Origin of the sequence: Curtobacterium sp. ME12 (genome assembly GCF_903970855.1) — a bacterium.
In the GTDB taxonomy this organism is placed as follows: Bacteria; Actinomycetota; Actinomycetes; order Actinomycetales; family Microbacteriaceae; genus Curtobacterium; species Curtobacterium poinsettiae_A.
Genome location: NZ_CAJCKD010000003.1, coordinates 36905 through 61166 on the forward strand (window position 1 = coordinate 36905; position 24262 = coordinate 61166).

Annotated in this window: 21 protein-coding genes; 15 read left to right on the forward strand and 6 right to left on the reverse strand. The window is 71.6% G+C overall.

Translation table 11 applies throughout. The features are described 5' to 3' along the window. Nucleotides 1-81 precede the first annotated feature (81 nt). Nucleotides 82-783, forward strand: a complete 702-nt coding sequence (locus H7A73_RS02740) for a GntR family transcriptional regulator (protein ID WP_231495634.1) — start codon at nt 82-84, stop codon at nt 781-783. A gap of 77 nt (nt 784-860) precedes the next feature. Here the strand turns inward: H7A73_RS02740 and H7A73_RS02745 are convergent, their stop codons facing one another. Further along, entirely contained in the window at nt 861-1010 is a 150-nt protein-coding gene (locus H7A73_RS02745) for a hypothetical protein (RefSeq protein ID WP_182064561.1), read from the reverse strand. A gap of 228 nt (nt 1011-1238) precedes the next feature. Here H7A73_RS02745 and H7A73_RS02750 point away from each other — a divergent pair, with 228 nt between their 5' ends. The 7 genes from H7A73_RS02750 to H7A73_RS02780 all read left to right on the forward strand — a co-directional run bounded on the left by H7A73_RS02750 (nt 1239) and on the right by H7A73_RS02780 (nt 10166). Then, complete coding sequence (locus H7A73_RS02750) at nt 1239-2339, forward strand: LacI family DNA-binding transcriptional regulator (RefSeq protein WP_182064562.1); 1101 nt, start codon at nt 1239-1241, stop codon at nt 2337-2339. A gap of 245 nt (nt 2340-2584) precedes the next feature. After that, on the forward strand, nt 2585-4327 hold the full coding sequence (locus H7A73_RS02755) for an ABC transporter substrate-binding protein (protein WP_259362664.1): 1743 nt from the start codon (nt 2585-2587) through the stop codon (nt 4325-4327). Further along, nucleotides 4324-5304: an ABC transporter permease gene (locus H7A73_RS02760; RefSeq protein WP_111039412.1), complete on the forward strand. Its 981-nt coding sequence runs from the start codon at nt 4324-4326 to the stop codon at nt 5302-5304. The genes H7A73_RS02755 and H7A73_RS02760 overlap by 4 nt, the downstream gene beginning before the upstream one ends. Further along, nucleotides 5301-6251: an ABC transporter permease gene (locus tag H7A73_RS02765; protein ID WP_182064563.1), complete on the forward strand. Its 951-nt coding sequence runs from the start codon at nt 5301-5303 to the stop codon at nt 6249-6251. Before H7A73_RS02760 ends, H7A73_RS02765 begins: the two co-directional genes overlap by 4 nt. Next, nucleotides 6248-8044, forward strand: a complete 1797-nt coding sequence (locus tag H7A73_RS02770; protein WP_259362665.1) for an ABC transporter ATP-binding protein — start codon at nt 6248-6250, stop codon at nt 8042-8044. Before H7A73_RS02765 ends, H7A73_RS02770 begins: the two co-directional genes overlap by 4 nt. Next, the gene (locus tag H7A73_RS02775) at nt 8041-8913 is read left to right on the forward strand and encodes an alpha/beta fold hydrolase (protein ID WP_182064564.1); all 873 of its coding nucleotides are present in this window, start codon (nt 8041-8043) and stop codon (nt 8911-8913) included. The genes H7A73_RS02770 and H7A73_RS02775 overlap by 4 nt, the downstream gene beginning before the upstream one ends. Before the next feature lie 56 nt (nt 8914-8969). After that, nucleotides 8970-10166, forward strand: coding sequence for a glycoside hydrolase family 1 protein (locus tag H7A73_RS02780; protein ID WP_411469148.1), 1197 nt, complete (start codon nt 8970-8972; stop codon nt 10164-10166). Nucleotides 10167-10274: 108 nt separating this feature from the next. Here the strand turns inward: H7A73_RS02780 and H7A73_RS02785 are convergent, their stop codons facing one another. Then, nucleotides 10275-11462 (reverse strand): ankyrin repeat domain-containing protein, encoded by a 1188-nt coding sequence (locus H7A73_RS02785; RefSeq protein ID WP_182064565.1) that lies wholly within the window; start codon nt 11460-11462, stop codon nt 10275-10277. A gap of 144 nt (nt 11463-11606) precedes the next feature. Here H7A73_RS02785 and H7A73_RS02790 point away from each other — a divergent pair, with 144 nt between their 5' ends. The 7 genes from H7A73_RS02790 to H7A73_RS02820 all read left to right on the forward strand — a co-directional run bounded on the left by H7A73_RS02790 (nt 11607) and on the right by H7A73_RS02820 (nt 19561). After that, on the forward strand, nt 11607-12227 hold the full coding sequence (locus H7A73_RS02790) for an acyltransferase (RefSeq protein WP_182064566.1): 621 nt from the start codon (nt 11607-11609) through the stop codon (nt 12225-12227). Further along, nucleotides 12224-13321 (forward strand): DegT/DnrJ/EryC1/StrS family aminotransferase, encoded by a 1098-nt coding sequence (locus H7A73_RS02795; protein ID WP_182064567.1) that lies wholly within the window; start codon nt 12224-12226, stop codon nt 13319-13321. The genes H7A73_RS02790 and H7A73_RS02795 overlap by 4 nt, the downstream gene beginning before the upstream one ends. Then, entirely contained in the window at nt 13318-14334 is a 1017-nt protein-coding gene (locus H7A73_RS02800; RefSeq protein WP_182064568.1) for a Gfo/Idh/MocA family protein, read from the forward strand. Before H7A73_RS02795 ends, H7A73_RS02800 begins: the two co-directional genes overlap by 4 nt. Beyond that, nucleotides 14331-15638 (forward strand): nucleotide sugar dehydrogenase, encoded by a 1308-nt coding sequence (locus H7A73_RS02805; RefSeq protein WP_182064569.1) that lies wholly within the window; start codon nt 14331-14333, stop codon nt 15636-15638. Before H7A73_RS02800 ends, H7A73_RS02805 begins: the two co-directional genes overlap by 4 nt. Nucleotides 15639-15642: 4 nt before the next feature. Continuing rightward, nucleotides 15643-16905, forward strand: coding sequence for a lipopolysaccharide biosynthesis protein (locus H7A73_RS02810; protein ID WP_182064570.1), 1263 nt, complete (start codon nt 15643-15645; stop codon nt 16903-16905). Nucleotides 16906-16976: 71 nt separating this feature from the next. Then, entirely contained in the window at nt 16977-18155 is a 1179-nt protein-coding gene (locus H7A73_RS02815) for a glycosyltransferase (protein WP_182064571.1), read from the forward strand. Continuing rightward, nucleotides 18152-19561 carry a right-handed parallel beta-helix repeat-containing protein gene (locus H7A73_RS02820; protein WP_182064572.1) on the forward strand — a complete coding sequence of 470 codons (1410 nt, stop codon included), beginning with the start codon at nt 18152-18154 and terminating at the stop codon, nt 19559-19561. Before H7A73_RS02815 ends, H7A73_RS02820 begins: the two co-directional genes overlap by 4 nt. On the opposite strand, the gene H7A73_RS02825 is transcribed toward H7A73_RS02820, so the two are convergent. From H7A73_RS02825 to H7A73_RS02840, 4 genes are read right to left on the reverse strand one after another with little or no spacing between them, the layout of a single operon-like run. After that, nucleotides 19459-21141 carry an oligosaccharide repeat unit polymerase gene (locus H7A73_RS02825; protein ID WP_182064573.1) on the reverse strand — a complete coding sequence of 561 codons (1683 nt, stop codon included), beginning with the start codon at nt 21139-21141 and terminating at the stop codon, nt 19459-19461. The genes H7A73_RS02820 and H7A73_RS02825 overlap by 103 nt on opposite strands. Then, on the reverse strand, nt 21138-22280 hold the full coding sequence (locus H7A73_RS02830; RefSeq protein ID WP_182064574.1) for a glycosyltransferase: 1143 nt from the start codon (nt 22278-22280) through the stop codon (nt 21138-21140). Before H7A73_RS02830 ends, H7A73_RS02825 begins: the two co-directional genes overlap by 4 nt. A 47-nt stretch (nt 22281-22327) precedes the next feature. Next, nucleotides 22328-23617, reverse strand: coding sequence for a glycosyltransferase family 4 protein (locus tag H7A73_RS02835; protein WP_182064575.1), 1290 nt, complete (start codon nt 23615-23617; stop codon nt 22328-22330). Continuing rightward, a complete protein-coding gene (locus tag H7A73_RS02840) occupies nt 23614-24255 on the reverse strand; it encodes a sugar transferase (RefSeq protein ID WP_182064576.1) in 642 nt (213 codons plus the stop codon). The genes H7A73_RS02835 and H7A73_RS02840 overlap by 4 nt, the downstream gene beginning before the upstream one ends. Nucleotides 24256-24262: the final 7 nt, after the last annotated feature.

Below are 24262 nucleotides of genomic sequence, written 5' to 3' on the forward strand. Positions count from 1 at the left end.
CGTCGTCGTTCCATCGCGGAACTGTTTGGTATACCAGAACGGTATACCATTCCCGCCGTCACGCCGCTAGGCTTGTCCGCCGTGACCGACACGACCGACGCCGCGCCCGTGTCGCAGACGGCCCAGCTCTACGACAACCTGCGCGCAGCCATCCTGACCCTCGACATCGCACCGGGGGAGCGCATCTCGGAGCGCGGGCTCGAGGCACGGTTCCACGCTTCGCGCACGCCGGTCCGCGCCGCACTGTCGCGGCTCGAGCGCGAGGGACTCATCCTGCACGAGGGCCGCTCGTGGACGGTCACCCCGATCGACCTCGACGAGATCGCCTCGCTCGCCGAACTCCGCGGCATCCTCGAGCCCGCTGCCGTCCGGTTGGCCGTCCAGCGCGCCACCCCGGAGCAGCTGGCCGAGGTCCGCGGCCACCTCGACGCGCTCCGTCCCACCCCCGACCAGCAAGCCGGCATCCGCATGGGGTCGACGTTCCACCTCGACCTCGCCGCGCTCGGTGGCAACCGGTTCGTCACCGACGCCATCGCTGATGCCCTGACGCGGCTCGAGCGCACGCGCTGGATCGAGGTCCGCACGCCCGAGGCCCGCGACGCCGCCTGGGACGAGCACAGCGCCATCATCGACGCCGTGCGCGACGGTGACGCCGACCGCGCAGCGGAACTCGTGGCCGCCCACGTGGCCGGCACGAACGACCGGCTCCTCAGCTGGATCGCGCAGGAGCGCCGACGCCTGCGCGGGGCGGGCATGACGATCGTGGGCGCGACCGAGGGCTGAGTGCCCGCGGACGTGAGCGGTCTGCGGGCGTGGCCCGGGCCTCCTGGCCGTGTCCGGGGGCGGCCGGGCGCGAGCCGCTAGCGCAGGTCCGTCGTCTCCTGCGGTGCGTCGGCGTCGTCGAACGTGCTGATCGAACCCGTGTGTTCGAGCAGCGCGTCGCGCACCTCGGCCTCGTCGTGGCTCGCGCGGAGTGCGAGCTTGCTCCCGGAACGTGTCGACTGCGACATGTCGTGTCCTTCCCCTGCGTGTGGGCAACCTGTTCGGTGCGGGCACACGGCCCGCTGGTGCGCTTCCTCACGGGACGTACTGAGGTCGGAACAGTGTCGCGCGGCCCGCGCTCTCCCGCAAGCGTCCCCGGCGCCCTGTGGAGGACTCCCGGCACAGGGCATGCCTAGGATGGTCCGGCCGCACAGCGCGAGGCGCGGCACCAGCGGACGTCGAAGGGGAGGCACGGGTTGGCCGACCAGCGCACCGCACCTCCCACGGTCTACGACGTCGCCTCGGCGGCCGGCGTCTCCATCGCCACCGTCTCGCGTGTGCTCCGCACGCCCGACGCCGTCCGTGAGGGCACCCGGGACCGCGTGCAGGCGGCGATCCGGAGCCTCGGCTACGTCCCGTCCGGCAACGCCCGGGCCCTCGCCGGCAAGCGCACCGGCGTCGTCGGGCTCCTGCTGCCCGGATTCGACGTGGTGCCCGACGAGCGCCCGGACCTGGTCACCGACGGCGGCGTCCGCGTGGTCGACGACCGGCGCCACGTGACGCAGCCGTTCTCGTCCAACCTGTACTTCGACGAGGTCCTGCGCGGTGCCGAGACCGAGGCCTGGCAGCGAGGCCTGGCGCTCATGGTGGCCGCCGGGCGGGGATCGTCGCGCGACGTCATCGTGAACGACGTCGCCGGCCGGGTCGACGGGCTCGCAGTGCTGGCGCAGACCGTGCCCGACGACCTGCTCGAGCACGTCGCCCGCCGCATCCCCGTCGTGGTGCTCGCCGACGACCGGCGCTCGCACGGGTTCGACTCCGTGAGCGTGGACAACGCCGCGGGCATGCGGACCCTGGCGTCGCACGTGATCGGGCGGCTGGGGATCCGGTCCCTCGCGTACGTCGCGGGCCCGATCGACTCGCCCGACGACATGGAGCGCTCGGCGGGCTTCCGCGCGGCGCTGGCCGACCACGGGGTGCCGGCCTCGGCGGTGCGCACCGTGCACGGCGACTTCGGGCGGGCTCGGGCGCGGGAGCTCGCGGTGTCGCTGCTGGCCGACGACGTCCCGCGCGCTGTCGTCTGCTCGAACGACCAGTCCGCGCTCGGGGTGCTCGACGCCGCCGCTGCCAGGGGGCTCCGCGTGCCCGAGGACCTCGTCGTGACCGGGTTCGACGGCATCGACGCCGGGCGGTTCTCGGCGCCGCGCCTGACGACCGTGCACCAGCCGATGGGGGCCCTCGGGCGTGCCGCCGTCCAGGCGATCGTCGACCGGCTGGAGCGCCGCGAGGGGCCGCCGCGCGCCGTGCGCCTGCCCGTCGAGGTGCTGCTGCGCGAGAGCTGCCCGCCCGCGCTGTAGGCGTGCGGCGGCTCGCACCGTGCGAGGGGCGTGTGATGCGAGCTTCCGTGTTCGGTGCGAGCCTCGCGACCTCGCACCACGGACGGAACCTCGCACCACGCGCGACGACCCTCGCACCGTGCGGCGCCCCGCGCCGACGACACCTCGCACGGTGCCACCCCGCAAAACAACACCGGCGCTTGCACGCTGCGATGTAAGCGCATACATTGAGCACGTACCGAATCGACATGGAGGTCGACCGAGCAATGACGCTTCCCCCACAGCGCACGCGCGGCACGCGCGACCCAGGCCCCCGCCGCCGAGGCCGCCTCGTCGCGGCCATCGCCGGCCTCGCCGCCGTGGCCCTCGTGGCCACCGGCTGCAGCATCCAGGTCCGATCCGAACCCGATCCCACCATCGGCAAGGACACGATGCTGATCAACGCGGACCGCGGCAACCCGCTGTTCGACCGCAACTTCAACCCGTACATCGCGAACGCCCGCACGGCCTCCAAGTGGATGTACGAGCCCCTCATCGAGGTGAACCCCCTCGACGGCAAGCGCAACCCGTGGCTCGCCAGCGCGTGGAGCCAGCCCGACGCGAAGACCATCGACATGACGATCCGATCGGGCGTCGAGTGGTCCGACGGTTCGCCGTTCAGCGCGAAGGACGTCGTCTTCACCTTCGACCTGCTCAAGAAGTTCCCCGCCATGGACGTCAAGGGCGCCTGGCAGCACATCAAGAGCATCGAGCAGGACGGCGACCACGTCGTCTTCCACCTCAAGAGCGAGGACGTCCCGAGCCTGACGATCATCGGGCAGACGTACATCCTCGGCGAGGACCACTGGGGCGGCGTGAAGGACCCGACGACCTGGCGCGACCCGAACCCGGTCGGCACCGGGCCGTTCGTCCTCGGCAACTACACCGACCAGCAGTACTCGATGGACAAGAACCCGAAGTACTGGCAAGCGGACAAGATCGCCATCAAGCACCTCATCCTGCCGGCGACGAACACGCAGCTCGACACCGTCACCCGCGGCTACGACTGGGCGTACTCGTTCATCTCCGACGTCAAGGGCACCTGGGGCGCCGCGTCGAAGACGAACGAGTGGTGGTTCCCGGCCGGCGGTGTGATCGGCCTCATCCCGAACCTCACGAAGGCGCCGTACAACGACGTCAACGTCCGCCGGGGCATCTCGCTCGCGCTGGACCGTGACGCCATCGCCGAGACCGCGTCCGAGGGCAACCTGTCGGCGGCGGGTCAGACCGGCCTGATCCTGCCGAACCAGGAGCGCTACCGCAACCCGGACATCCCCGACCAGGGCATGATCACCCAGGACACGAAGGCGGCGCTCGCCAGCCTCGAGAAGTCCGGCTACACGGTGCAGGGTGGCAAGGTCGTCAAGGACGGCAAGCAGCTCGCCATCACGATCATGACCGCGAACGGGTACTCCGACTGGCTCCGCGCCGCGCAGGAGGTCCGCCGCGAACTCACCGCCATCGGCATCAAGGTGACGATCCAGGCGCCGCAGCCCGCCGGGTACCAGCAGAACATCAACAACGGCACGTTCGACATGGCGATGGGCGGCATGGGCAACGGTGACGTCTACCAGGCGTTCAACTCCCTGCTCAGCAGCGAGTTCTACCAGCCCGTCGGCAAGTCGACCGTGAACAACTACGAGCGGTACAAGAACGCCGACACCCAGAAGCTCCTCGACGAGTACAAGGCGACGACGGACACCGCGAAGCAGCAGGAGATCCTCGACCAGCTGCAGCAGACCGTCTACGACGAGCTCCCCGTCATCGGCATGTACTACGGCGGGCTCTGGGGCCTGTTCAACACCGGCAAGTTCGTCGGCTGGCCGAGCGCGAAGGACCCCTACATGGCACCGCAGAACTACGACTCGGCACCGCTGCTCATCTTCACCAAGCTCCGTCTGCGCGACAGCGCCGCCGGCGAGCAGATCCTGCAGGAGCAGGACGGCGCGCAGCAGGAGGACCAGAAGTGAAGTACATCCTCCAGAAACTCGTCCTCTTCGTCCTGACCCTCTGGGCCGCGGTCACGCTGAACTTCGTGCTCCCGCGCCTGATGCCCGGCAGCCCGGCCGACGCCGCGCTCGCGAAGCTCAGCCAGAACGGCCCGGTCACCGACGCCACCAAGAAGGCCATCGAGGCCCAGCTCGGGGTGCCGACCGGCAACCTCTGGGACCAGTACGTCAGCTACCTGCACCAGGTCATCACCCTCGACTTCGGCACGAGCTACACGTTCTACCCGCAGCCCGTCGGTGACCTCGTGTCGAAGGCCCTGCCCTACACGCTGATCCTGGTCGGGGTCGTCACGATCCTGGCGTTCGTCCTCGGCACCCTGATCGGTGTCGCGGCGGCGTGGAAGCGCGGCACCTGGCTCGACTCGCTCCCCACCCTGTCGGGCAGCTTCATGTCGACGTTCCCGTACTTCTGGACCGCCCTGTTGCTGCTGTTCTTCCTCGGCTACGTGCTGCACTGGTTCCCGACCACGGGCGCCTACTCCGCCACGACGACCCCGGGTCTGAACGGTGCGTTCGTCGGCGACGCCCTGCAGCACGCGGTGCTGCCGGCGGTCACGATCCTGGTGACGAGCCTCGGCGGCTGGATCATCGGCATGCGCAACGCGATGATCAACACCCTCGGTGACGACTACGTGACCTTCGCCGAGGCCAACGGCCTCCGCGGACGAACCGTCGCCATCCGCTACGCGGCCCGCAACGCGATCCTGCCGAACCTGACCGGCTTCGGTCTGGCGCTCGGTGGCGTGGTCGGTGGTTCCGTCCTGGTCGAGCAGGTCTTCGGCTACCCGGGCATCGGCTACCTGCTGTTCAACGCCGTGATCGGGCAGGACTACCCGCTCATGCAGGCCCTCTTCCTGATGATCACCGTGTCGGTGCTCATCGCCAACTTCATCGTGGACGTCATGTACGGCGTCTTGGACCCGAGGACGCGTCGATGACCAACACCACCACTCCGGACGCCACAGTCGCAGTCCGCACGCAAGAAGAAGAACAGCACGCCCCGAGCAAGCTCCGCGCCGCGGCCCGCCAGTTCGGCGTCGTCTGGTCGAACAAGAAGGCCCGGATCGGCATCATCATCCTCGGCGTCTTCGTGTTCGTCGCGCTCTTCGCCCCGCTCCTGGCCCCGTACGGCGCCAGCCAGAACGGCTTCGCCCGGTCCGCCGACGCGACGCCCGACCACTGGATGGGCACCACCGCCGCCGGCGAGGACGTCCTGTCCCAGATCATCTACGGCGCACGGATCTCGGTCATGGTCGGCGCGGTCGCGGGCATCCTGTCCACGCTCGTCGCCGTCGCGATCGGCCTCAGCTGGGGCTACGTCCGCGGCTGGATCGCCGAGGTCATCGGGTTCATCGTGAACCTGTTCCTCGTCATCCCGGGTCTGCCCCTGATGATCGTCATCGCTGCGTACCTGCAGAACGGCGGCATCGCGGTGATCATCGCGGTCATCGTCGTGACCGGATGGGCGTGGGGCGCTCGCGTGCTCCGCTCGCAGACGCAGTCGCTGCGCGGTCGGGACTTCGTCACCGCCGCCCAGTTCTCCGGCGACGGCGCGACCCGCATCGTCTTCCGCGAGATCCTGCCGAACATGACGAGCCTCATCGTCGGCAGCTTCTTCGGGGCCGCCACCAGCGCGATCCTCGCCGAGGCGGGCCTCGAGTTCCTCGGGCTCGGCGACTCGTCGATCGTCAGCTGGGGCACGATCCTCTACTGGGCCCAGAACTCGAACGCGCTCCTCACCGGGCAGTGGATCCTGCTGTTCGCGCCGGGTCTCTGCATCGCGCTGCTCGCGATGAGCCTCACCCTGATCAACTTCGGCGTCGACGCCGTGTCCAACCCGCGGCTGCGCGAGGGCGCGCGGCCCCGTAAGGAGAAGCGCGCATGAGCGGCTCGCCAGAAACCCACCCCGCAGACGGCCTGGAGGCGCCCACCGGCGCCGCCACGCGCCTCCCCTCCGACGCCACGAGCGCCACGCAGGATGTCCTGCTCGACGTGCGCGACCTGTCGGTCGTCTACGAGTCGGCCGGCCAGACGGCCGTCCAGGCCGTCGACCACGTGTCGTTCCAGCTCAGGAAGGGTGAGTTCGTCGGCCTGGTCGGCGAGTCCGGTTCGGGCAAGTCGACGCTCGGCTACGCGCTGACCCGGCTGCAGAAGCCGCCGGCGCGCACCAACGGCGGCAGCATCGTCTTCGCGGGCAAGGACATCCGCGACCTCGACGACGAAGCCCTGCGCCAGCAGCGGCAGGGTGGCTTCGCGATGGTGCTGCAGTCCGGCATGAACGCGCTCAACCCGGTGCGCACCATCCGGAACCACTTCATCGACGTCTTCAAGGCACACGGCCACGTGCCGCGCGACCGCTGGGACGCGCGGATGAAGGAGCTCATCGAGAAGGTGAAGCTGCCGGCCTCGATGCTCGCCCGGTTCCCCGGAGAGCTCTCCGGCGGCATGCGGCAGCGCGTCTCCATCGCCCTGGCGCTCTCGCTCGAACCGCAGCTCATGGTGTTCGACGAGCCGACGACGGCGCTCGACGTCCTGGTGCAGCACGCGGTGATGGACACGATCATCGAGCTCCAGCGCACCGAGGGCTTCACGGCGATCCTGATCAGCCACGACCTCGGCATCGTCCTCGAGGCCACCGAGCGCGTCCTCGTCATGCACGAGGGCCGCATCGTCGAGGACGGCGGCTCCCGCGAGATCCTCCGCGACCCGCAGGACGAGTACACGCAGATGCTCCTGTCGCACTACGCCGACCCGCGCGCCGAGGTCGTCTCGCTCCCCGGGTTCCCGGATCGATCGCTCCGCGACCCGTCGGCCACCCGACAGGAGACCACCAGCTCGTTCAGCACCGTCGGGTCCCGCGAGCGCAGTGCCGCCCGCAACCCGATCGTCGTCGACCACATCGTGAAGACCTACCCGGCACCCCGCCGCGGCGAGCAGCCGGTGCAGGCCGTGCGCGACGTGTCGTTCACCCTGGAGCCCGGGCAGTCGCTCGCCCTGGTCGGCCAGTCCGGTTCGGGCAAGTCGACCATCGCGAAGCTGCTCACCGGCGTCGAGAAGCCGACCACCGGCACCGTCCGGTTCGGCGACCTCGACGTCGCCCGCCTCGGCAAGCGCGGCCTGCGGGACCTGCGCTCCGAGGTCCAGATGGTGTTCCAGGACCCGTACTCGGCGCTCAACCCGCTGCACACGGTCGAGTACACGCTGTCCCGGCCGATCGCGAACTACACCGGCTTGACCGGCCGTGATGCCCGGCGCCGGGTGCTCGAGCTGCTCGAGACGGTGGGGCTCACCCCCGTGGAGCAGTTCGCGCAGAAGCTCCCGCACCAGCTCTCCGGCGGGCAACGGCAGCGCGTGGTGATCGCCAGGGCGCTCGCCAGCGACCCGCAGGTGATCATCGCCGACGAACCGGTCTCGATGCTCGACGTGACGCTGCGTGCCGGTGTGCTCGCGCTGCTCGAGGACCTCCGCGAGCAGTGGGGCGTCTCGCTCCTCTACATCACGCACGACCTGCTGAGTGCGCGGCTCATCACGGACGACATCATGGTGCTCCACGAGGGCGCCGTCGTCGAACGCGGTCACACGGCCCAGGTGCTGCAGGATCCGCAGGACCCGTACACGATCGCCCTCCTCGACGCCGTGCCGAACCCGCGGCGCACGCTCGTGGAAGGACGACCATGACCACCCTGCACGACTTCCCGACGGTCCCGCCGTTCGGGCACCTGCCCACCCCGGACGGCGTCGACGTCGTCGGGATCGACGTCCCGGTCGGGCGGCTGACGGCCTACCGGATCGTGCCCGAGGGGGTGTCGAAGGGCACCGTGCTCATCGTCCCCGGCTACACCGGCTCGAAGGAGGACTGGCGGACCTTCCTGCCCGTCCTCCGCGACGCCGGGTGGACCGCGGTCGCGATCAGCCGGCGGGGTCAGGCCGACTCGGCCGCGCCGACCGAGCCGCGGGACTACTCCCTCGACGAAGAAGCCGCCGACGTCGTCCGGGTCGCGCGCCTGCTCGACGACGGCGCCCCCGTGCACCTGGTCGGGCACTCGCTCGGCGGTGTGATCGTCCGGGCCGCCGCGCTCCAGGACCCGACGGCGTTCCGCGACGTCGTGCAGTTCTGCTCCGGGCCGCACGGCTGGCCGTACCGCAAGGTCGCCGAGTTGACGATCCTGCACGACACCGGCGGGAACCTCCGGCAGCTGTTCGACTCGACGAACCCGCTCTGGGCGGGCCGGCCCGACGAGGAGCTGCCCGACGACGTCCGGATGGTCCGGGACCGCTTCGACGCGACGAGCCCGCTCAGCGTCGTCGCCGGTGGCCACATCCTCGAGGACCACACCGACGCCTCCGACGCCCTGCGCGCCACGGGCCTGCCGGTCCTCGTCGCCCACGGTGAGTGGGACAACGCCTGGCCGATCCCGTGGCAGCGGGCGATGGCCGAGCAGACCGGTGCCGAGTACGTCGTCATCCCGGCGAGCTACCACGGCCCCCAGGTCGAGAACCCGCTCGGGACGGTCGCCGTCTTCGACGCATTCCTGAGCCAGCACTGACCTGAGCCAGCACTGACTCGAACAAGCACCGACTCGAACAAGCACTGAAAGGCACCATCATCTCCACGCTGCAGTTCCCCGACCGCTTCCTCTGGGGTGCCGCCACCGCCGCCCACCAGATCGAGGGCAACAACGTCAACAGCAACTGGTGGGTGCACGAGCACGAGCCGGACACCACCATCGTCGAGCCGTCGGGCGACGCGGCGGACAGCTACCACCGGTACCGCGAGGACATCCGCATCGCGGCCGAGCTCGGGCTGAACTCGTACCGGTTCAGCATCGAGTGGGCCCGCATCGAGCCCGAGCGCGGGTTCGTCAGCCGTGCCGAGGTCGATCACTACCGCCGCATGGTCGACGCCTGCCACGAGTTCGGCATCGAGCCGATCGTCACCCTCATGCACTTCACCGTGCCGCGCTGGTTCGAACGCGACGGCTTCTGGCGGGCACCGGACGCCGCCGACCTGTTCGCCCGCTACACCGAGGCGGCGCTCCCCGTGGTGCAGGACGGTGTCCGCTACGTCTGCACGATCAACGAGCCGAACATCGCGGCGATGCTCGCCGGTGGCGAGGACGCGGCCAACCTGGTGGCCTTCGGCCTGCCGAACCCGGACCTTGGGGTCGCCGACGCCCTGCTGGCCAGCCACAGGCGGTCGCGCGAGGTCCTGTCACAGGTGTCGGGCCTCCGGTCGGGGTGGACCGTCGCGACGCAGGCCTTCAAGTCGTCCGGCGAGCCCGGGGCGGACGCCATGCTCCGCGAGTACGGGTACCCGCGCGACGACTGGTACCTCGAGCAGGCCGCCGGCGACGACTTCCTGGGGGTGCAGGCCTACACCCGCACGTTCATCGGTCCGGACGGGCCCCTGCCCGTGTCGGACGACGTCGAGACGACCCTGACCGGCTGGGAGTTCTACCCCGAGGCCTCGGCCGACGGGCTGCGCAGCGCGTGGGAGCTGTCCGGCGGCGTCCCGCTGATGATCACCGAGAACGGCATCGCCACCGCCGACGACTCCCGCCGGCAGGCGTACACCCAGGGTGCCCTTGAGGGCATCCACCGCTGCATCGAGGACGGCATCGAGGTCCTGGGCTACCAGCACTGGTCGCTCCTGGACAACTACGAGTGGGCCTCGGGCTTCCGCCCGACGTTCGGGTTGGTCGCGTGGGACCGCGAGACCTTCGAGCGCACGCCGAAGGACTCCGCCCGCTGGTACGGGCGGGTCGCGCGGGCGAACGCCATCGAGCAGGTCACCGTCTAGGACGGTCGACCCCGCAGGCGCGCGGCGGACGGGAGGCCCTGCTCCCGTCCGCCGCGCTTCTGCGCGCCCGGCACGTGGCCGGGGCACGGGCCGTGGTGCGGGCCGCGGTCAGGCCGCGGCGAGCAGGTCGGCGACGGCCGTCTCGCGGAGCAGCTCGGCGCGGTCCGCGGCGGTCGAGCCCTCGTCGTCGACGGCGTCCCGGTCGACGTCGAGCGACAGCACGACCCGGACCGTGTCGAGGTCGCCGGAGTCGACGGCCGCGATCAGCAGCGTCGCACCCCGTGACCCGCGCGCCCTGGTGTCCGCACCCGCGGTGGCGAGGGCACGCACGATCGCGGCGTGCCCACCCCACGCAGCGCGGACGATCGGGGTGTTGCCGTCGCCGTCACGGGCCTCCAGGTCGGCACCCGCTCCGACCAACACGTCGACCGCCCGTCGCGCGTCGCGGTCGATCGCCAGCGTCAGCGGCGTCCGCCCCTCGGTGTCCTCCAGCTGCAGGGTCGCGCCGCGGCGCAGGAGTTCCTCGAGCATCTCGGGGTGGTCGAACCACGCGGCGGCGTGCAGCGGGGCGAAGCCCCAGCGGGGGTCGACGTCGTCGACGTCGCTCGCGTCGTCGGCCAGGTGCAGTCCGCCGAGGTCGCCGGAGGCCGCTGCCCGCACCACCTCGGTCGTCCACTCGACCCAGCCGTCCGGTACCGGGCCGTGCCAGCCGCGTGCCGGGCGCGCCTCGAGGCCGGCGTACACGCTCTCGGCGACGCTCCGGATCGCCACCCGGACGCCCCGGAACCGGATCGCGACCTCGCCGACGGGGGAGATCAGCAGGCGGAGCTCCCAGGCGTCGTGCTCGTTCAGGTACTCGAGCTCGCCCCGGGCGACGTGCGCGTCACCGGCGAGCAGTGCTGCGGCGTCGATGCCCGGCGGGTCGATGACGGCGTCCCGGAGTCGGAGCGACACCCTGGCGTGGTTCCAGCGGCGCCACAGGCCGTCCGAGGTGTCGAGGACCTCGTCGTTGCGCACCACGATGTCGGCGTGCACGACGACCGGGTCGGGCACACCGTGCCCCGGCAGGTCGACGGGTGTCGTCACGTCGTCCTCGTCGGCGTCCGGGTCGACGACGGCGTCGGCGGACTCCACGACCCAGCGTTCGACCCGTGAGTCGGTCCACTTGACGGTCAGGAGCGCGGCGACCGTGGGTGGGGCGTCCTCGAGCAACCGGGTCACGTGTTCGCGCTGGCCGTCGAAGTCCTCGAGGGAGACGTAGCCAACGGAGGGCCAGTTCACTCGACTCCATCGCACGGGACGACACTACCGGCGTCCGGCTGCCGGGCGGGGGCGCGAACCCCTGGCACTCGTGATCATCACGCTTGATATGTCGTACCAGTATATCGTATGGTGGTCCGGCAGCGGAGGTCCCGCCGCGCCTGATCCGGAAGCGCACCCATGACCCCCAGTCCCACCCTCCCGACGGCGTTCATCGCCCCGGCAGCGGTCGTGTCGCCCTCGGCGGACGTCGCTCCCGGAGCCCGCATCTGGGACGACTCCCACGTCGAGGCGCACGCGTCCGTCGGCAGCGAGACCCTCGTCGGTCGCGGCGTCACGATCGGAGCCGGGGTCCGCATCGGTGCTCGCTGCAAGGTCCAGAACGGGGCTCTCGTCTACGGACCGGCGGTCGTCGGCGACGGAGTCTTCATCGGACCCGGTGCCGTCCTCACCAACGACAACACTCCGCGGGCGATCAACCCGGACGGCTCCGTGCAGGACGCCGACGACTGGCGGCCCACGGCCGTCGTCGTCGAGCACGGTGCGTCGATCGGGGCCGGGGCGCTCTGCGTCGCCCCCATCCGCATCGGCCGGTGGGCGATGGTCGCGGCCGGCGCCGTCGTCGTCCACGACGTCCCGGACCACGCGCTCGTCGCCGGGGTCCCCGCGCGCCGCATCGGCTGGGTGAGCCGGACCGGCCGACGGCTGGCACAGGTCGACGACCACACGCTGGTCTGCACCGAGACCGGTGACCGCTTCCTCCACTCCGAGACCACCGACACGATCGAGGCGATCCGTTGACCACCACACTCGAACTCATCCCCGCGGCGAAGCCCCTCATCGGCCTCGAAGAACGCCGCGCCGTCGATGCCGTCCTCGAAGGGGGTGGTCTCGCGCAGGGCCCCGAGGTCGCCGCCTTCGAGCGCGAGTTCGGCGACGTCCTCGTCGCCGGAGCCTCGGTCACCGCGGTCAACAGCGGCACCGCTGCACTGCACCTGGCGCTCGTCGCGCTCGGCATCGGTCCGGGTGACGAGGTCATCGTGCCGTCGTTCACCTTCGCCGCCACGGCCAATGCCGTCCGACTCGTCGGCGCCGAGCCGGTGTTCGTCGACATCGATCCCCTGACCTACTGCGTCGACCCGGCCGCCGTCCGCGCTGCGGTCACCCCGGCGACCCGGGCGGTCATGCCGGTGCACCTCTACGGACACCCGGCCGACATGACCGCGATCGCGCGCATCGCCGAGGAACACGACCTGCTCGTGGTCGAGGACGCTGCGCAGGCGCACGGAGCCCGGTGGGCGGGCACGCGCGTCGGCAGTTCGTCCGACGCCGCGGCGTTCAGCCTCTACCCCACCAAGAACATGACCGCCGGCGAAGGGGGCATGGTCTCGACCCGCGACGCCGCGGTCGACCGCATGCTCCGGCTGCTGCGCAACCAGGGCATGGAGCAGCGCTACGCGAACGAGGTCATCGGCTTCAACGCGCGGATGACCGACATCCACGCCGCGATCGGGCGCGTGCAGCTCCGCAAGGTCCTGGGGTGGACCGCGCAGCGGCAGGCGAACGCCGCCTACTTCAGCCGCGAGCTCGACGGCGTGGTGACGCCGACGACCGATCCGCGGGCAGAGCACGTCTTCCACCAGTACGTCGTACGGGTGCCCTCGGACCGCGACGGCTTCGCGGCCGCCCTCCGCTCCGAGTTCGGGATCGGCTCCGGCGTCTACTACCCGACCCCCGTGCACCGGCTCCCGTCGTTCGGGCACGACCTCGACCTGCCCGAGACGGAGCGTGCGGCGTCCGAGGTACTCGCGCTGCCGGTGTACCCGACCCTCACGCTCTCGCAGCTCGACCGGGTCGTCGAGGCCGTCAACACCCTCGCCGGGGCCGGACGATGAGCGGCGTGCTGCGGGCCGGGGTGATCGGCCTCGGGATGATGGGGCGGCACCACGCCCGGGTCCTCCGGTCGCTCGAGGGGGTCGAACTCGTCGGCGTCGCCGATGCCCTCGGTGACCAGCACGACGTCGCCCAGGGCGTGCCGGTCGTCCGGTCGGTCGGGGAGCTCATCGCGCTCGGCCTCGACACCGCGGTCGTCGCGGTGCCCACGGCGCACCACGAGGCCGTCGGTCTGGAACTCGCCGCGGCGGGGGTGCACGCCCTGATCGAGAAGCCCGTCGCGGTCGACGGTCCGGCTGCGGCGCGCCTCGTGGGCGCGTTCGACCGCGCCGGACTCGTCGGCGCGGTGGGGCACATCGAGCGGTACAACCCGGCGTTGCAGGCACTGCGGCAGCGGCTCGACGCCGGCGAGCTGGGCGACGTCTACCAGATCGTCACGCGTCGACAGGGGCCCTTCCCCGCACGGATCGCGGACGTCGGCGTCGTGAAGGACCTCGCCACGCACGACATCGACTCGACGTCGTGGATCGCCCGGTCACCGTTCGTCCACGTCGGTGCGCTCGCGGGGACCAAGAGCGGGCGCCCCCACGAGGACCTCGTCACCGTCGCCGGTCGCCTGGCCGACGGCACGCTGACCTCGCACCTCGTGAACTGGCTCACCCCGTACAAGGAGCGCCTGTTGATCGTCACCGGTGACCGCGGCACGTTCGTCGCCGACACCCTCACCGCCGACCTGACCTTCCACGAGAACGGCACGGTCCAGACCGAGTGGGACCAGGTCGCCGCGTTCCGGGGTGTGTCCGAGGGGGCCAGCACCCGGTTCGCCATCAGCAAGCGCGAGCCGCTCCTGGTCGAGCACGAGGCGTTCCGCGACGCCGTGCTCGGGCGGCCGTCGGACATCGTCACCCTCCGCGACGGCCTCCGGACGGTGCTCGTCGCCGAGGCCGTCCTCGAGTCCTCGCGGATCCAGCAGACCGTGCAGCTCGGCACGGACGCCGAAGGAGCAGCAGCATGAACGTCGTCGTCGTCGGTCTCGGCAAGATCGGGCTCCCGCTCGCCGTCCAGTACGCACGGTCCGGTGCCCGCGTCACGGGTCTCGACGTCGCGAGCGGGGTGGTCGACGCGGTGAACGCCGCGACCGAGCCGTTCCCCGGCGAGCACGGGCTCGCCGACGGCCTGCGTGAGGTCGTCCCCGCGGGGCGGCTCCGTGCGACCACGGACGCCGCGGCAGCGATCCCCGGCGCCGACGTCGTCGTGGTCGTCGTGCCCCTCTTCGTGGACGCCGACGGCATCCCCGACTTCGGCTGGATGGACGCCGCCACCGACACGATCGGCGACCACCTGCGACCCGGCACCCTGGTCGCGTACGAGACGACGCTGCCGGTCGGTACGACCCGTGGTCGCTGGGCACCCCGGCTCGAGGCCCGCTCCGGACTCCTCGAGGGGCAGGACTTCCACGTCGTCTTCTCGCCGGAGCGGGTCCTGACCGGCCGGGTGTTCGCCGACCTCCGGCGCTACCCGAAGCTCGTCGGTGGTCTCTCCGACCAGGGCTCGGCGCGCGGCCGGGCGTTCTACGAAGCGGTGCTGCAGTTCGACGAGCGCGACGACCTCGGCCGGCCGAACGGCGTCTGGGACCTCCACACCGCCGAGGCCGCCGAGCTCGCGAAGCTCGCCGAGACCACCTACCGCGACGTCAACATCGCGCTCGCGAACGAGTTCGCCCGGTTCGCCGAACGGCAGTCCATCGACATCGCCGCGGTCATCGACGCGTGCAACTCCCAGCCGTACAGCCACATCCACCGTCCCGGGATCGCGGTCGGCGGTCACTGCATCCCGGTGTACCCGCGGCTGTACCTCTGGAACGACCCGGAAGCCACGGTCGTCCGTGCCGCTCGTGCCAGGAACGCCGCGATGCCGGCCCACGCGGTCGACCTCCTCGGGCGCCTGCATGGGGACCTGCGGGGCCAGCGGGTCGTCGTCCTCGGTGCCGCCTACCGTGGCGGCGTGAAGGAGACCGCGTTCTCCGGGGTCTTCGGCACCGTCGACGCGCTCCGGGCGCACGGCGCAGTGGTGACCGTGTCCGACCCCCTGTACTCCGACGTCGAACTCCGCGGTCTCGGCTTCGAGCCCCACGCCGACGGTGAACCGGTGGACGCGGCGGTCGTGCAGGCCGACCACGCCGAGTACGCGACGTGGGACGAGTCCCGGCTCCCCGGCGTCCGCACGGTCGTCGACGGACGACGGGTCCTCGACGTCGAACGGTGGGCATCCACCACGGTGACCGCGATCGGTGCGCCGCCCGTGGTCCCCGTGGCCTGACGCCGTGCGGTCCTCGCCACGACGGCGGCTCCCGGCGATCGCGACGATCCTCGTCGGCACGGTCCTCGGCCAGGGTCTGGTCGTGGCGATCTCACCGCTGCTGACGCGGCTCTACACCCCGGCGGACTTCGGCACGCTCGCGGTCGTCACAGCGGTCGCGAGCATCCTCGGAGCCGGTGCGACGCTCGGCACCGACCGTGCACTGGTCGTCGCGCACGACCGGGCGACGACCAGCGCGCTGGTCGCACTCGGTCTGTTCTCGACGCTGGTCGTCGGCGTCGGCACCGCCGGGGTCGCCTGGGTCCTCCGCGGCGACGCAGCACGGTGGTTCACCGCACCGGCCCTCGAGGACCTGTGGTGGACGGTCCCCGTGACGGTCGTCGCGGTGGGGGCGCAACGGATCGCCTCCGCCGTGCTCGCGCGGCGGCAGCAGCACCGGTCCATCGCCGTGCGCAACGCCTGCCAGGGCATCGGCCAGTCCGTCTGGAACCTGGCGATGGCCGCGGCGGGTCCGGTCGGGTTGGTGGGCGGCCTGGCGGTGGGCCGGATCGCGGCCGTGCTCGGGATGGTCCGGTTCCGGCGAGGCGACGCCGAGCGGACCACCCCTCGGTCGCTCACGGCCGCCGCCCGTCACCACCGGCGGTTCCTCGTCATCACGCCGTGGTCCTCGATGCTGAACGTCGTCGGCCAGCAGGCGCCCGGCTTGCTCATCGCGGCGCTGCACGGCAGCGTCGCCGCAGGCTTCGTCGCCCTCACGATGCGGGTGCTCGGTGCTCCGGTCGGCATGGTCGCCGACGCCACCGCGCAGTACGCCGCCGGGGCGTTCGGACTCCGCATCCGGTCGGGTGATCCGGTGCGCCGGCTCGTCCTGCGGCTCGTCGTGCGTCTCGCCACCGCGGGTGCGGTCGCGGTACTCGTCGTCGTGCTGCTCGGACCCGCCGTGTTCTCGACCGTGTTCGGTGCGGAGTGGGCGGTCTCCGGCACCTACGCGCAGGTCCTCGTCCCGGCGTTCGCGGTCCAGGTCGCCGCATCGCCGGTCACGCAGGTGCTGTCGATGCTGCAGCGGCAGGGTGCGCAGCTGACGTGGGACGCATCGCGTCTCGTGGTGTGCGCCGCCGCGGTGCTCGCGCCCTCCGTGCTCGGGGCCCCGATGCCGGTCGTGCTCGTCGCGCTCGCCTCGGCGATGACCGTCTCCTACGCGGCGGTCCTGCTGCTCGTGGTGCGAGCGACCCGCCAGCACGACGAGATGCTCGGTGTGGTGCCGTGAGCGGACCGGTCCGCTGGAATGCAACATGTAGATAACTCGCGCGGGGCCGGGCCGCCCCGTAGTTTCGCTGCATGGCCCCTCGACCCCGCCCGTTCGACATCGTCCATGTCTCGAGCGCCCACCCGTGGACCGACAACCGAGTGCACCTCCGTGCTGCGGCGAGCGCGGCGCGTGCCGGGTACCGCACGGCGTTGGTCGCCGTCGCTGCCGCCGGTGCCGGCCCTGATCCGGACTGGCACCTCCCCGACCCCGAGACGGGGGTCTACGTCCGACGCATCCCGGCTCGGCGTCGCGGGCGACGGGTCCTGGTGTCCTCGGTGCAGGTCATCGGGGCGGCACTCTCGTCACGGGCGCCGATCGTGCACCTGCACGACCCCGAACTGCTCTGGGCGCTCCCGCTCCTGCGGGTGCTGCACCGGACGGTGGTGTACGACGCCCACGAAGACCTGCCGGAGCAGGTGCGGGGCAAGGAGTACCTCGGCCCCGTCGCCCGCCGTGGCAGCACAGTGGCGGCGCACGCCGCAGTGGCCCTGGCACGCCGGTCACGCACCGTGGTGGCCGCGACGCCGACCATCGCACGCCGCTTCCGCGCCGACCGGACCGTCCTGGTCCGGAACGTCCCACGGCTCCGTGCCCAGGACACCGACGCCCCGCCAGCCGCTGCTCGTGGTCAGGTGGCCGTCTACCTCGGCTCGATGAGCCGCGACCGGGGAATCGACGTCCTGACCGGGGTCGCGGCGTCACCCGGGCTCCCGGACGGCTGGCGCGTGGTCACCGCCGGTCCGATCGACTCGGCGGTCGACCGCGGTGCGTTCGACGCACTGGTCGACACCGGGCGCATCGACCACCGGGGCGTCCTGGCCCCGCACGCGGCCCGCGACCTGTTGGTGACCGCCCGCGTCGGGCTCCTCCCACTCCTGCCGACGCCCGCCTACGCGGCGTCGATCCCCACCAAGCTGTTCGAGTACCTGGCGGCCGGACTGGCGGTCGTCGCGACCGACGTCCCGCTCTGGCGCGAGTTGCTCGACGGCGCCGACTGCGCGACGTGGGTGCCACCGGGTGACCCGGAGTCCGTCGTGGCCGCGCTCCGCCGGTACGACAGCGATCCTGAGCTGCTGCGGCGGCACGCCGAAGCCGGCCGCGCCCTGGTGCTCGAACGCTTCCGGTGGGACCACGAAGAGCACGTCCTGCTCGACCTGTACCGGTCGCTGTCCGGCGCTCCGCCGATGCCGGAAGCCGTCGGGCGGTGACGCCGCTCCCGACACCCCGGTCGGTCGTCAGCCGACGGGGTGCGCTGTTCGGCGCGGCCGGAGCGATCCCCGCAGCGCTGCTCGCCACCGGAACCCGGTCGGCCGCCGCGTCCGGACGCTCGACTCCCGCGCCGGCGGACACGGCCCGGATGGTGACCGACGCCGGGGTCGCCCGGTTGCAGGACGCCGTCGCGGCCACCGACGCGGGTGCTGTGCTCGTCGTGACCCGGCACTGGGTGTTGTCCGAGCCGCTGCGGATCGACCGCGCGATGACGATCCGGTTCGTCGGCGGATCGCTCTCCACCACGCGCGACATCGACGTGCTCGTCGTCGCTGCGTCGGACGTCACCGTCATCGACGCGGTCCTCCGTGGTTCCGGGTCGGACCACTCCGGGCTCGGTCGGGGTGTCCACGTCGTCGGCACCGTCACACGGCCGTTCCACGACGTGCGGATCCTCGGCGCGGACATCCGCGACTTCTCCCACGACGGTGTCCTCCTCGACCACTGCGCCGCGTTCACCGTCGCGGACTGCGTCATCGCCGACGTCGGCTACGCCGGAGTGCTCATGTTCTCCTGCACCGACGGCACGGTGCGTGGCAACCGCATCGCCCGGGTGACCCAGCCTGCGCCCTACCTGAACTCGTACGGCATCGAAGCCGTCCGCGCGACCACCACCGGGCTCCTCGGCGCACCGCGTTCGGCCCGGGTCGTCATCGCGGACAACCACGTCTCCGACGTCCCCGCGTGGGAGGGCATCGACACCCACGGCGGGCAGTCCATCGCGATCCTCCGCAACCTCGTGGAGAACTGCCGGGTGGGGATCGCCGTCGTCCCCTCGAAGGACGAGTCGAACGCCGGTGCCACGAAGTACGCGCCCCTCGACTGCTCGGTCATCGACAACGTCGTCCGCCGGACGACGTCCGGCCCCGGGTCCGGCATCGTCATCCGCGGCGCGGGCGAGACCGTCGGCGACCCCGCCGAACGGGCGAACGGCATCGTCCTCCGCAACACGGTGTCGGGGTACGGAGACGGTGACCGCGACGGGGCCGTCCTCGTCTACCTGACGCGGCACCTGATCGTCGCGCACAACCACTGCCCGGGTGGAGTCCGTCGCGGGCTCTCCCTGTACCACTCGAACGACGGCATCACGCTCGTCGGCAACCGGATCGCGGGGCTGCGGCGACAGGGCACTGCCGCATCGGTCGCGATCGACATCCGCGCCACCGAGAACCGCGGGCACCTGGTGGGGAACCGGTACGAGGGCAGTGTCGAGAGCGGTGCCGTCTACGGGGTGCTGTGCCGTCAGACGGCCAACGACCTGGTGCTCGTGGACAACGACTGGGCCGCGACGACGACCGCGGTCGTGGCGGGTGCCGGCGCGGTGCTCCGGATCCGCGAGGGCTGAGCTGCCCGACGCCCGGGCACCTTCCGCCGGTCGGTCCGTGCACGTGCTGCAGCATCGCGGCGCCCAGCGCCCTGCCCCGGCAGCGCGCGGAGCAGCATCGATGCCGGCCCCTGTGACAGCGCGGGTGCGGGTGCTTCGCCCGCCAGCGCCGAGCGGCGGCCGGCCCGGGATCGTGCTCGCAGCCGATCGTCGCCCAGGATGGTGGGGCGCCGTCTGGGCGCGGCCCGCTCCCAGCCACTGCGCGGGGCGATCAGCAGGATCAGCGTCCCCATCAGCAGCCCGTGCGAGAGCATCGCCGTGAAGATGGACGTGTTGGACAGCATGATGCTCGGCATCACCACCGCCATCGCCGCGACCCGCATCGGGAGCCCCCGGCTCGCACCGTCCAGGAACCGAAGCCAGACGAACAGTGCAGCCGCCGCGACGAAGATCCCGATCCAGCCCAGGTTCGCGAACCCGTCGGCGAACAGGTTGGCGTTCGCGTAGCCCACCGACCCGGGCACCAGGTAGTCGGAGATCCGTTTCGGCGGCGGCAGGTCGTACGGGTACTCGATCCAGGGGCTGAGGAACGAGTACCCGTAGCGTGCGATGGGGTTGTCGGAGAAGTAGTCGACGTAGACCGAGGACAGCAGCCCCGGCGTCAGCATGAACCGACGGGTGAACACCGACGTCCAGGTGATGCCGCCCTGCACCTCGTCGGCGACCGCGGAGACGATCATGATCGCGAGGGGCGCAGTGAGGAAGGCGAGCGACCGCGCCGGTTTCGTACCCCGGAACAGCACGGCCATGCCGAGGACGGCGATGAACGAGAACAGGACCGCCTTGAACCCGGTGCTCGAGTACAGCAGGAACTGCCCGGCGAGGGCGAGGACCACCAGGGACGGGCGCCGACGGAAGATGCCCCGCGCCAGGACCAGCGGGTTGATCACGTACGCCTGACCGGTCAGCAGGTACCCGAGGGCACCGCCGGTCCCGACGTCTGCCGAGTAGTCGGCACGCACCTCGTAGATGTCGTCGAGCGCCAGGAAACGAATGTGGATGCCGACCGTCGCCGCCATCAGGCCGTACGTGACGAGGGAGTAGAGGCCGCACACCAGCCACGTGAGCGTGCCACGGTCGATCCGTCGCGCACCGATGACCAGCACGTCGTCCGCCCGCTCGACCCGGGCTTCCGGAGCAGTCGCGCCGCTCGGAGTGGCGAGGCTGACCAGTGCGAAGGCCGTCCCGACCGCGGCACTCAGCGCGATCGCCGTGGCGGTGGACACGTACCCGGTCGAGATGCTCATGATCATCGTCGGACTGACGCACACGACGAAGATCGTCCAGAGCACGACGTGCGACGGGCGGACGAGCACCCGGGGGAGCGTGAGCGCCACCCCGGTCGTCAGGACGATGACGACGAGCAGCGCCTGCCAGGTCGCGGGGACGTAGCCGTACCCCAAGTACGAGAAGATCGGCGCGACGAGGTTCGCCGAGATCCAGTTCATCGTGAGGCCGAGGAGCCCGACTGCGATGAACACGCTGATCACCCGTCCCACCGGACGGGCGAGCTCGCCGCGGTCGATCGTCGCCCGCGTCACGGGGTTGCCGTCGGCGTCGGTCGTGCTGCGCGGACGCCGGGCAGGAGGTCGTCGTACATCGCGACCAGACGCTCGGCCTCCGGCGCCCAGCTGAACCGTGCGGCGGCCCGCCGGGCCTCGGCCCCGTGTCGCTCGAGGAGCGCGGGGTCGTCCGCGTACCGGCGGATCGCCTCCGCGATGGCAGTGGGATCGTCGGCCGGAACGAAGGTCACGCACTCGACACCGCGCAACAGGTGCCGCCACAGAGGCACGTCGGTGGCGATGACCGCGAGTCCGGCCGCGAGGTACTCGAACAGCTTCGTCGGGAAGATCTGGTCGTTGACGGGCGTCCGGCGGAACGGGACCACGCCGATCCGAGCCCGCAGGAGCAGGTCGCGCGCTTCCAGCGGGCCGACGACGCCACCGTGCACAGCCCGGCCGGTGGCTTCGGCGGCACGCAACCGCTCCGTCGACGTCGCCCGGTCGATCGATCCGACCATCTCGATCCGCCATCCCGCCGGGAACGACGGTTCCTCGACGACGGACGCGAGCACGTCGATGCCGCGGTCGTGACTCAGGACCCCGACGTGCGCGACCAGGGCGGGCCGCGCCTCCAGGCCGACCTGGGCGTCGTCCTCTGGACGCGCGAAGGGGAAGTTGTGGATCGCGATCCGGCGCGGCGCCGGGAACCGGCGTCCGGTCCACTCGGTGGCGGTGACCACCCGGTTCGCGGTCCCGGCCACGCGGAGCAGCCCGTGCGAGAGCCACGCGAACACGGCACGCTGCCGGTGGGTCAGGTAGTCCTTGCCCCAGACCTGGTCAGGCAGGTCCTCGTGCGCGTCGTAGACGACGGTGCGACCGGCCAGCCGGAGCACCGGGATGGTCCAGATGAGCTCCGGATCGTGCAGGTGCACCACCCGGGCGCGCGACCGCAGCGCGAGGGTGAGTGCCTGCGTCGTCGACACGACCATGCGCCGGACCCGGGAACGCCGGGGGATCCGGACCAGCTCGACGGACGTGGGCGGCGCGTCGAGGTCGGATTCGACCGCGATGAGCCGGACGCGGTAGCCGGCGTCGGCGGCTGCCCTGGCTTCCCGCAGGTGGACGCGGTTGTCGACCCAGGGGTGGGCGCTGGAGACGTGGACGATGTCGGGGAGCATGCTCGGGGTTCCTCGGACGGGACAGGACAGGACGGGGGAGGGGACGGTCAGGCGGCGACGGTGTCGTCGAGGACGCCGGCCAGGACGCCGGCCAGCCGGCGGTAGTCGTGCTCGCGGACGACGTGGTCGCGGCCGCGGGCACCCATGGCCTCGCGTTCGGCGGCGGGCATCGTCGCGAGCGCGAGGATGCCCTCGGCGATCGCCTCGGGGTCGTCCGGCCGGACGTGCAGACCGCTGGCCGAAGCGACCACGGGTTCGAGCGTGACGGGTGCTCCGACGAGCAACGGACGGCCGAGCAGCATGTACTCGTACTGCTTGTTCATCGAGACGCCGTGTCGGTAGAGCGGGAGGTCGTGCATGTTGACGACCAGGCAGTCCGCCCGGCGTCCGATGCGGCGGGCGTCGTCCTGCGGCACCCGTCCATCCCAGATCACGTCGGCGCCGGCCGGGAGGCGCGACGCGCGTTCCCGGAGCGCGCTGACGTCCGATCCGTCCCCGACCATGCGGAGCACCAGACGTGGGCCGCCGCGCGCGGCGGCCCGGCGGGCGGCGAGGTCGAAGCCGTCGAGGACGGCTTCGAGCGCGTTCGCCGGCCCCATCGAGCCGATGTAGGTGACCGTGAAGCGGTCGTCATCGGGCGCGGGCGCGAGTGCGGAGTCGGGCTCGTCCGAGGGCTCTTCGGGTGCGTCGAGTTCGTCGGCTCGCTCGTCGAGCGCGACACCGTTCGGGACCCAGGTGAAGGGCGTGGGCTGACCGCGGTCGGCGTAGTACCGGCCGACGCCCTCGAGCGGGGAGACGATGTGCGCTGCCCGACGGACGACGGCCCGTTCCAGCCGTCGGAGCAGCCGGACCACCGTGTGCCGTTCGGTCATGCCCGCCAGCCCGAGGGCTGACTCCGGCCAGAGGTCGCGCGGTTCGAAGACGAACGGCACGTCCATCCGTCGTGCGAGCACCGAGGCGCCCCACGCGGCCAGGGGATGGAAGGAGCCACCGATCACGACGTCCGGTCGGGGGAGCCCTCGGAGTGAAGCAGGTCGGAGCAGCAGCGCGGTGAACAAGCCGATGTCGGCGATGCGACGGATCGCTCGGCGGGCTCCAGCGCCACGGTGGTCGACTCCGCGGAGCCAGCAGAACTCGTACCCGTCGCCCGTCCAGCGCTCGCGCAGCGTCGTCCCGTGCAGGTGGGAGCGGCCGGAGGGGTGGTCCGTGCCGGCGGCGATGACCACCGTGCGCCAACCGTGCTCGGTCAGACCCGCGGCGAGGTGCTGGTGTCGGGTCGCGCGGCCGTCCCGCTCGCGGTGGTGCGCGTAGTGGTTGACGATCCAGACGGTCCTCACCGGGAACGACCCGTCATCGCGGCGGTGCCCTCGAAGACGTCGGAGCTGACGTGACCCGGCGCGGCGATCCCTTCGCGGCGGAGCACGATGACGACCGTGCGGAGCAGGATGCGCAGATCCAGGCCGAGCGTCACCGTGTCGACGTACTCGACGTCGGACCGCAGTCGCTCGGGCCACGGGAGCGCGTTGCGGCCGCGCACCTGGGCGAGACCGGTCAGACCGGGCAGGACGTCGTGTCGGCGTGACTCCTCGGCGGTGTACAGCTCGAGGTAGCGGCAGAGGGTCGGGCGGGGGCCGACGAAGCTCATGTCGCCCCGCAGGATGTTCCAGAGGCTGGGGAGCTCGTCGAGGCTCGTCGACCGCAGGAAGGAACCGAACGGCGTGAGCCGGTCGCTGTCGCTGACGAGCCCTGCCACGGGGTCCAGCTCGAGCATCGTCCGGAACTTCAGGATGGTGAACGTCTTGCCGTGCAGCCCGGGGCGGGGCTGCCGGAACAGCACCGGACGACCGAGCCGAGCCGCGACCAGGACGGCGACGACGGCGAGCACCGGAGCGAGTGCGACGAGCGCGAGCGAAGCGCCGATGATGTCGGAGAAGCGCTTCGCACGGAGGGTGCGTCTGCGGCTGGGGGAGTGCATGGGTCGG

Coding starts and splice junctions, on each gene's coding strand:
- H7A73_RS02775 (WP_182064564.1), top strand. CDS start 8,041: ATGACCACCCTGCACGACTTCCCGACGGTCCCGCCGTTCGGGCACCTG.
- H7A73_RS02840 (WP_182064576.1), bottom strand. CDS start 24,255: ATGCACTCCCCCAGCCGCAGACGCACCCTCCGTGCGAAGCGCTTCTCC.
- H7A73_RS02755 (WP_259362664.1), top strand. CDS start 2,585: ATGACGCTTCCCCCACAGCGCACGCGCGGCACGCGCGACCCAGGCCCC.
- H7A73_RS02770 (WP_259362665.1), top strand. CDS start 6,248: ATGAGCGGCTCGCCAGAAACCCACCCCGCAGACGGCCTGGAGGCGCCC.
- H7A73_RS02790 (WP_182064566.1), top strand. CDS start 11,607: ATGACCCCCAGTCCCACCCTCCCGACGGCGTTCATCGCCCCGGCAGCG.
- H7A73_RS02805 (WP_182064569.1), top strand. CDS start 14,331: ATGAACGTCGTCGTCGTCGGTCTCGGCAAGATCGGGCTCCCGCTCGCC.
- H7A73_RS02745 (WP_182064561.1), bottom strand. CDS start 1,010: ATGTCGCAGTCGACACGTTCCGGGAGCAAGCTCGCACTCCGCGCGAGC.
- H7A73_RS02830 (WP_182064574.1), bottom strand. CDS start 22,280: ATGCTCCCCGACATCGTCCACGTCTCCAGCGCCCACCCCTGGGTCGAC.
- H7A73_RS02800 (WP_182064568.1), top strand. CDS start 13,318: ATGAGCGGCGTGCTGCGGGCCGGGGTGATCGGCCTCGGGATGATGGGG.
- H7A73_RS02765 (WP_182064563.1), top strand. CDS start 5,301: ATGACCAACACCACCACTCCGGACGCCACAGTCGCAGTCCGCACGCAA.
- H7A73_RS02815 (WP_182064571.1), top strand. CDS start 16,977: ATGGCCCCTCGACCCCGCCCGTTCGACATCGTCCATGTCTCGAGCGCC.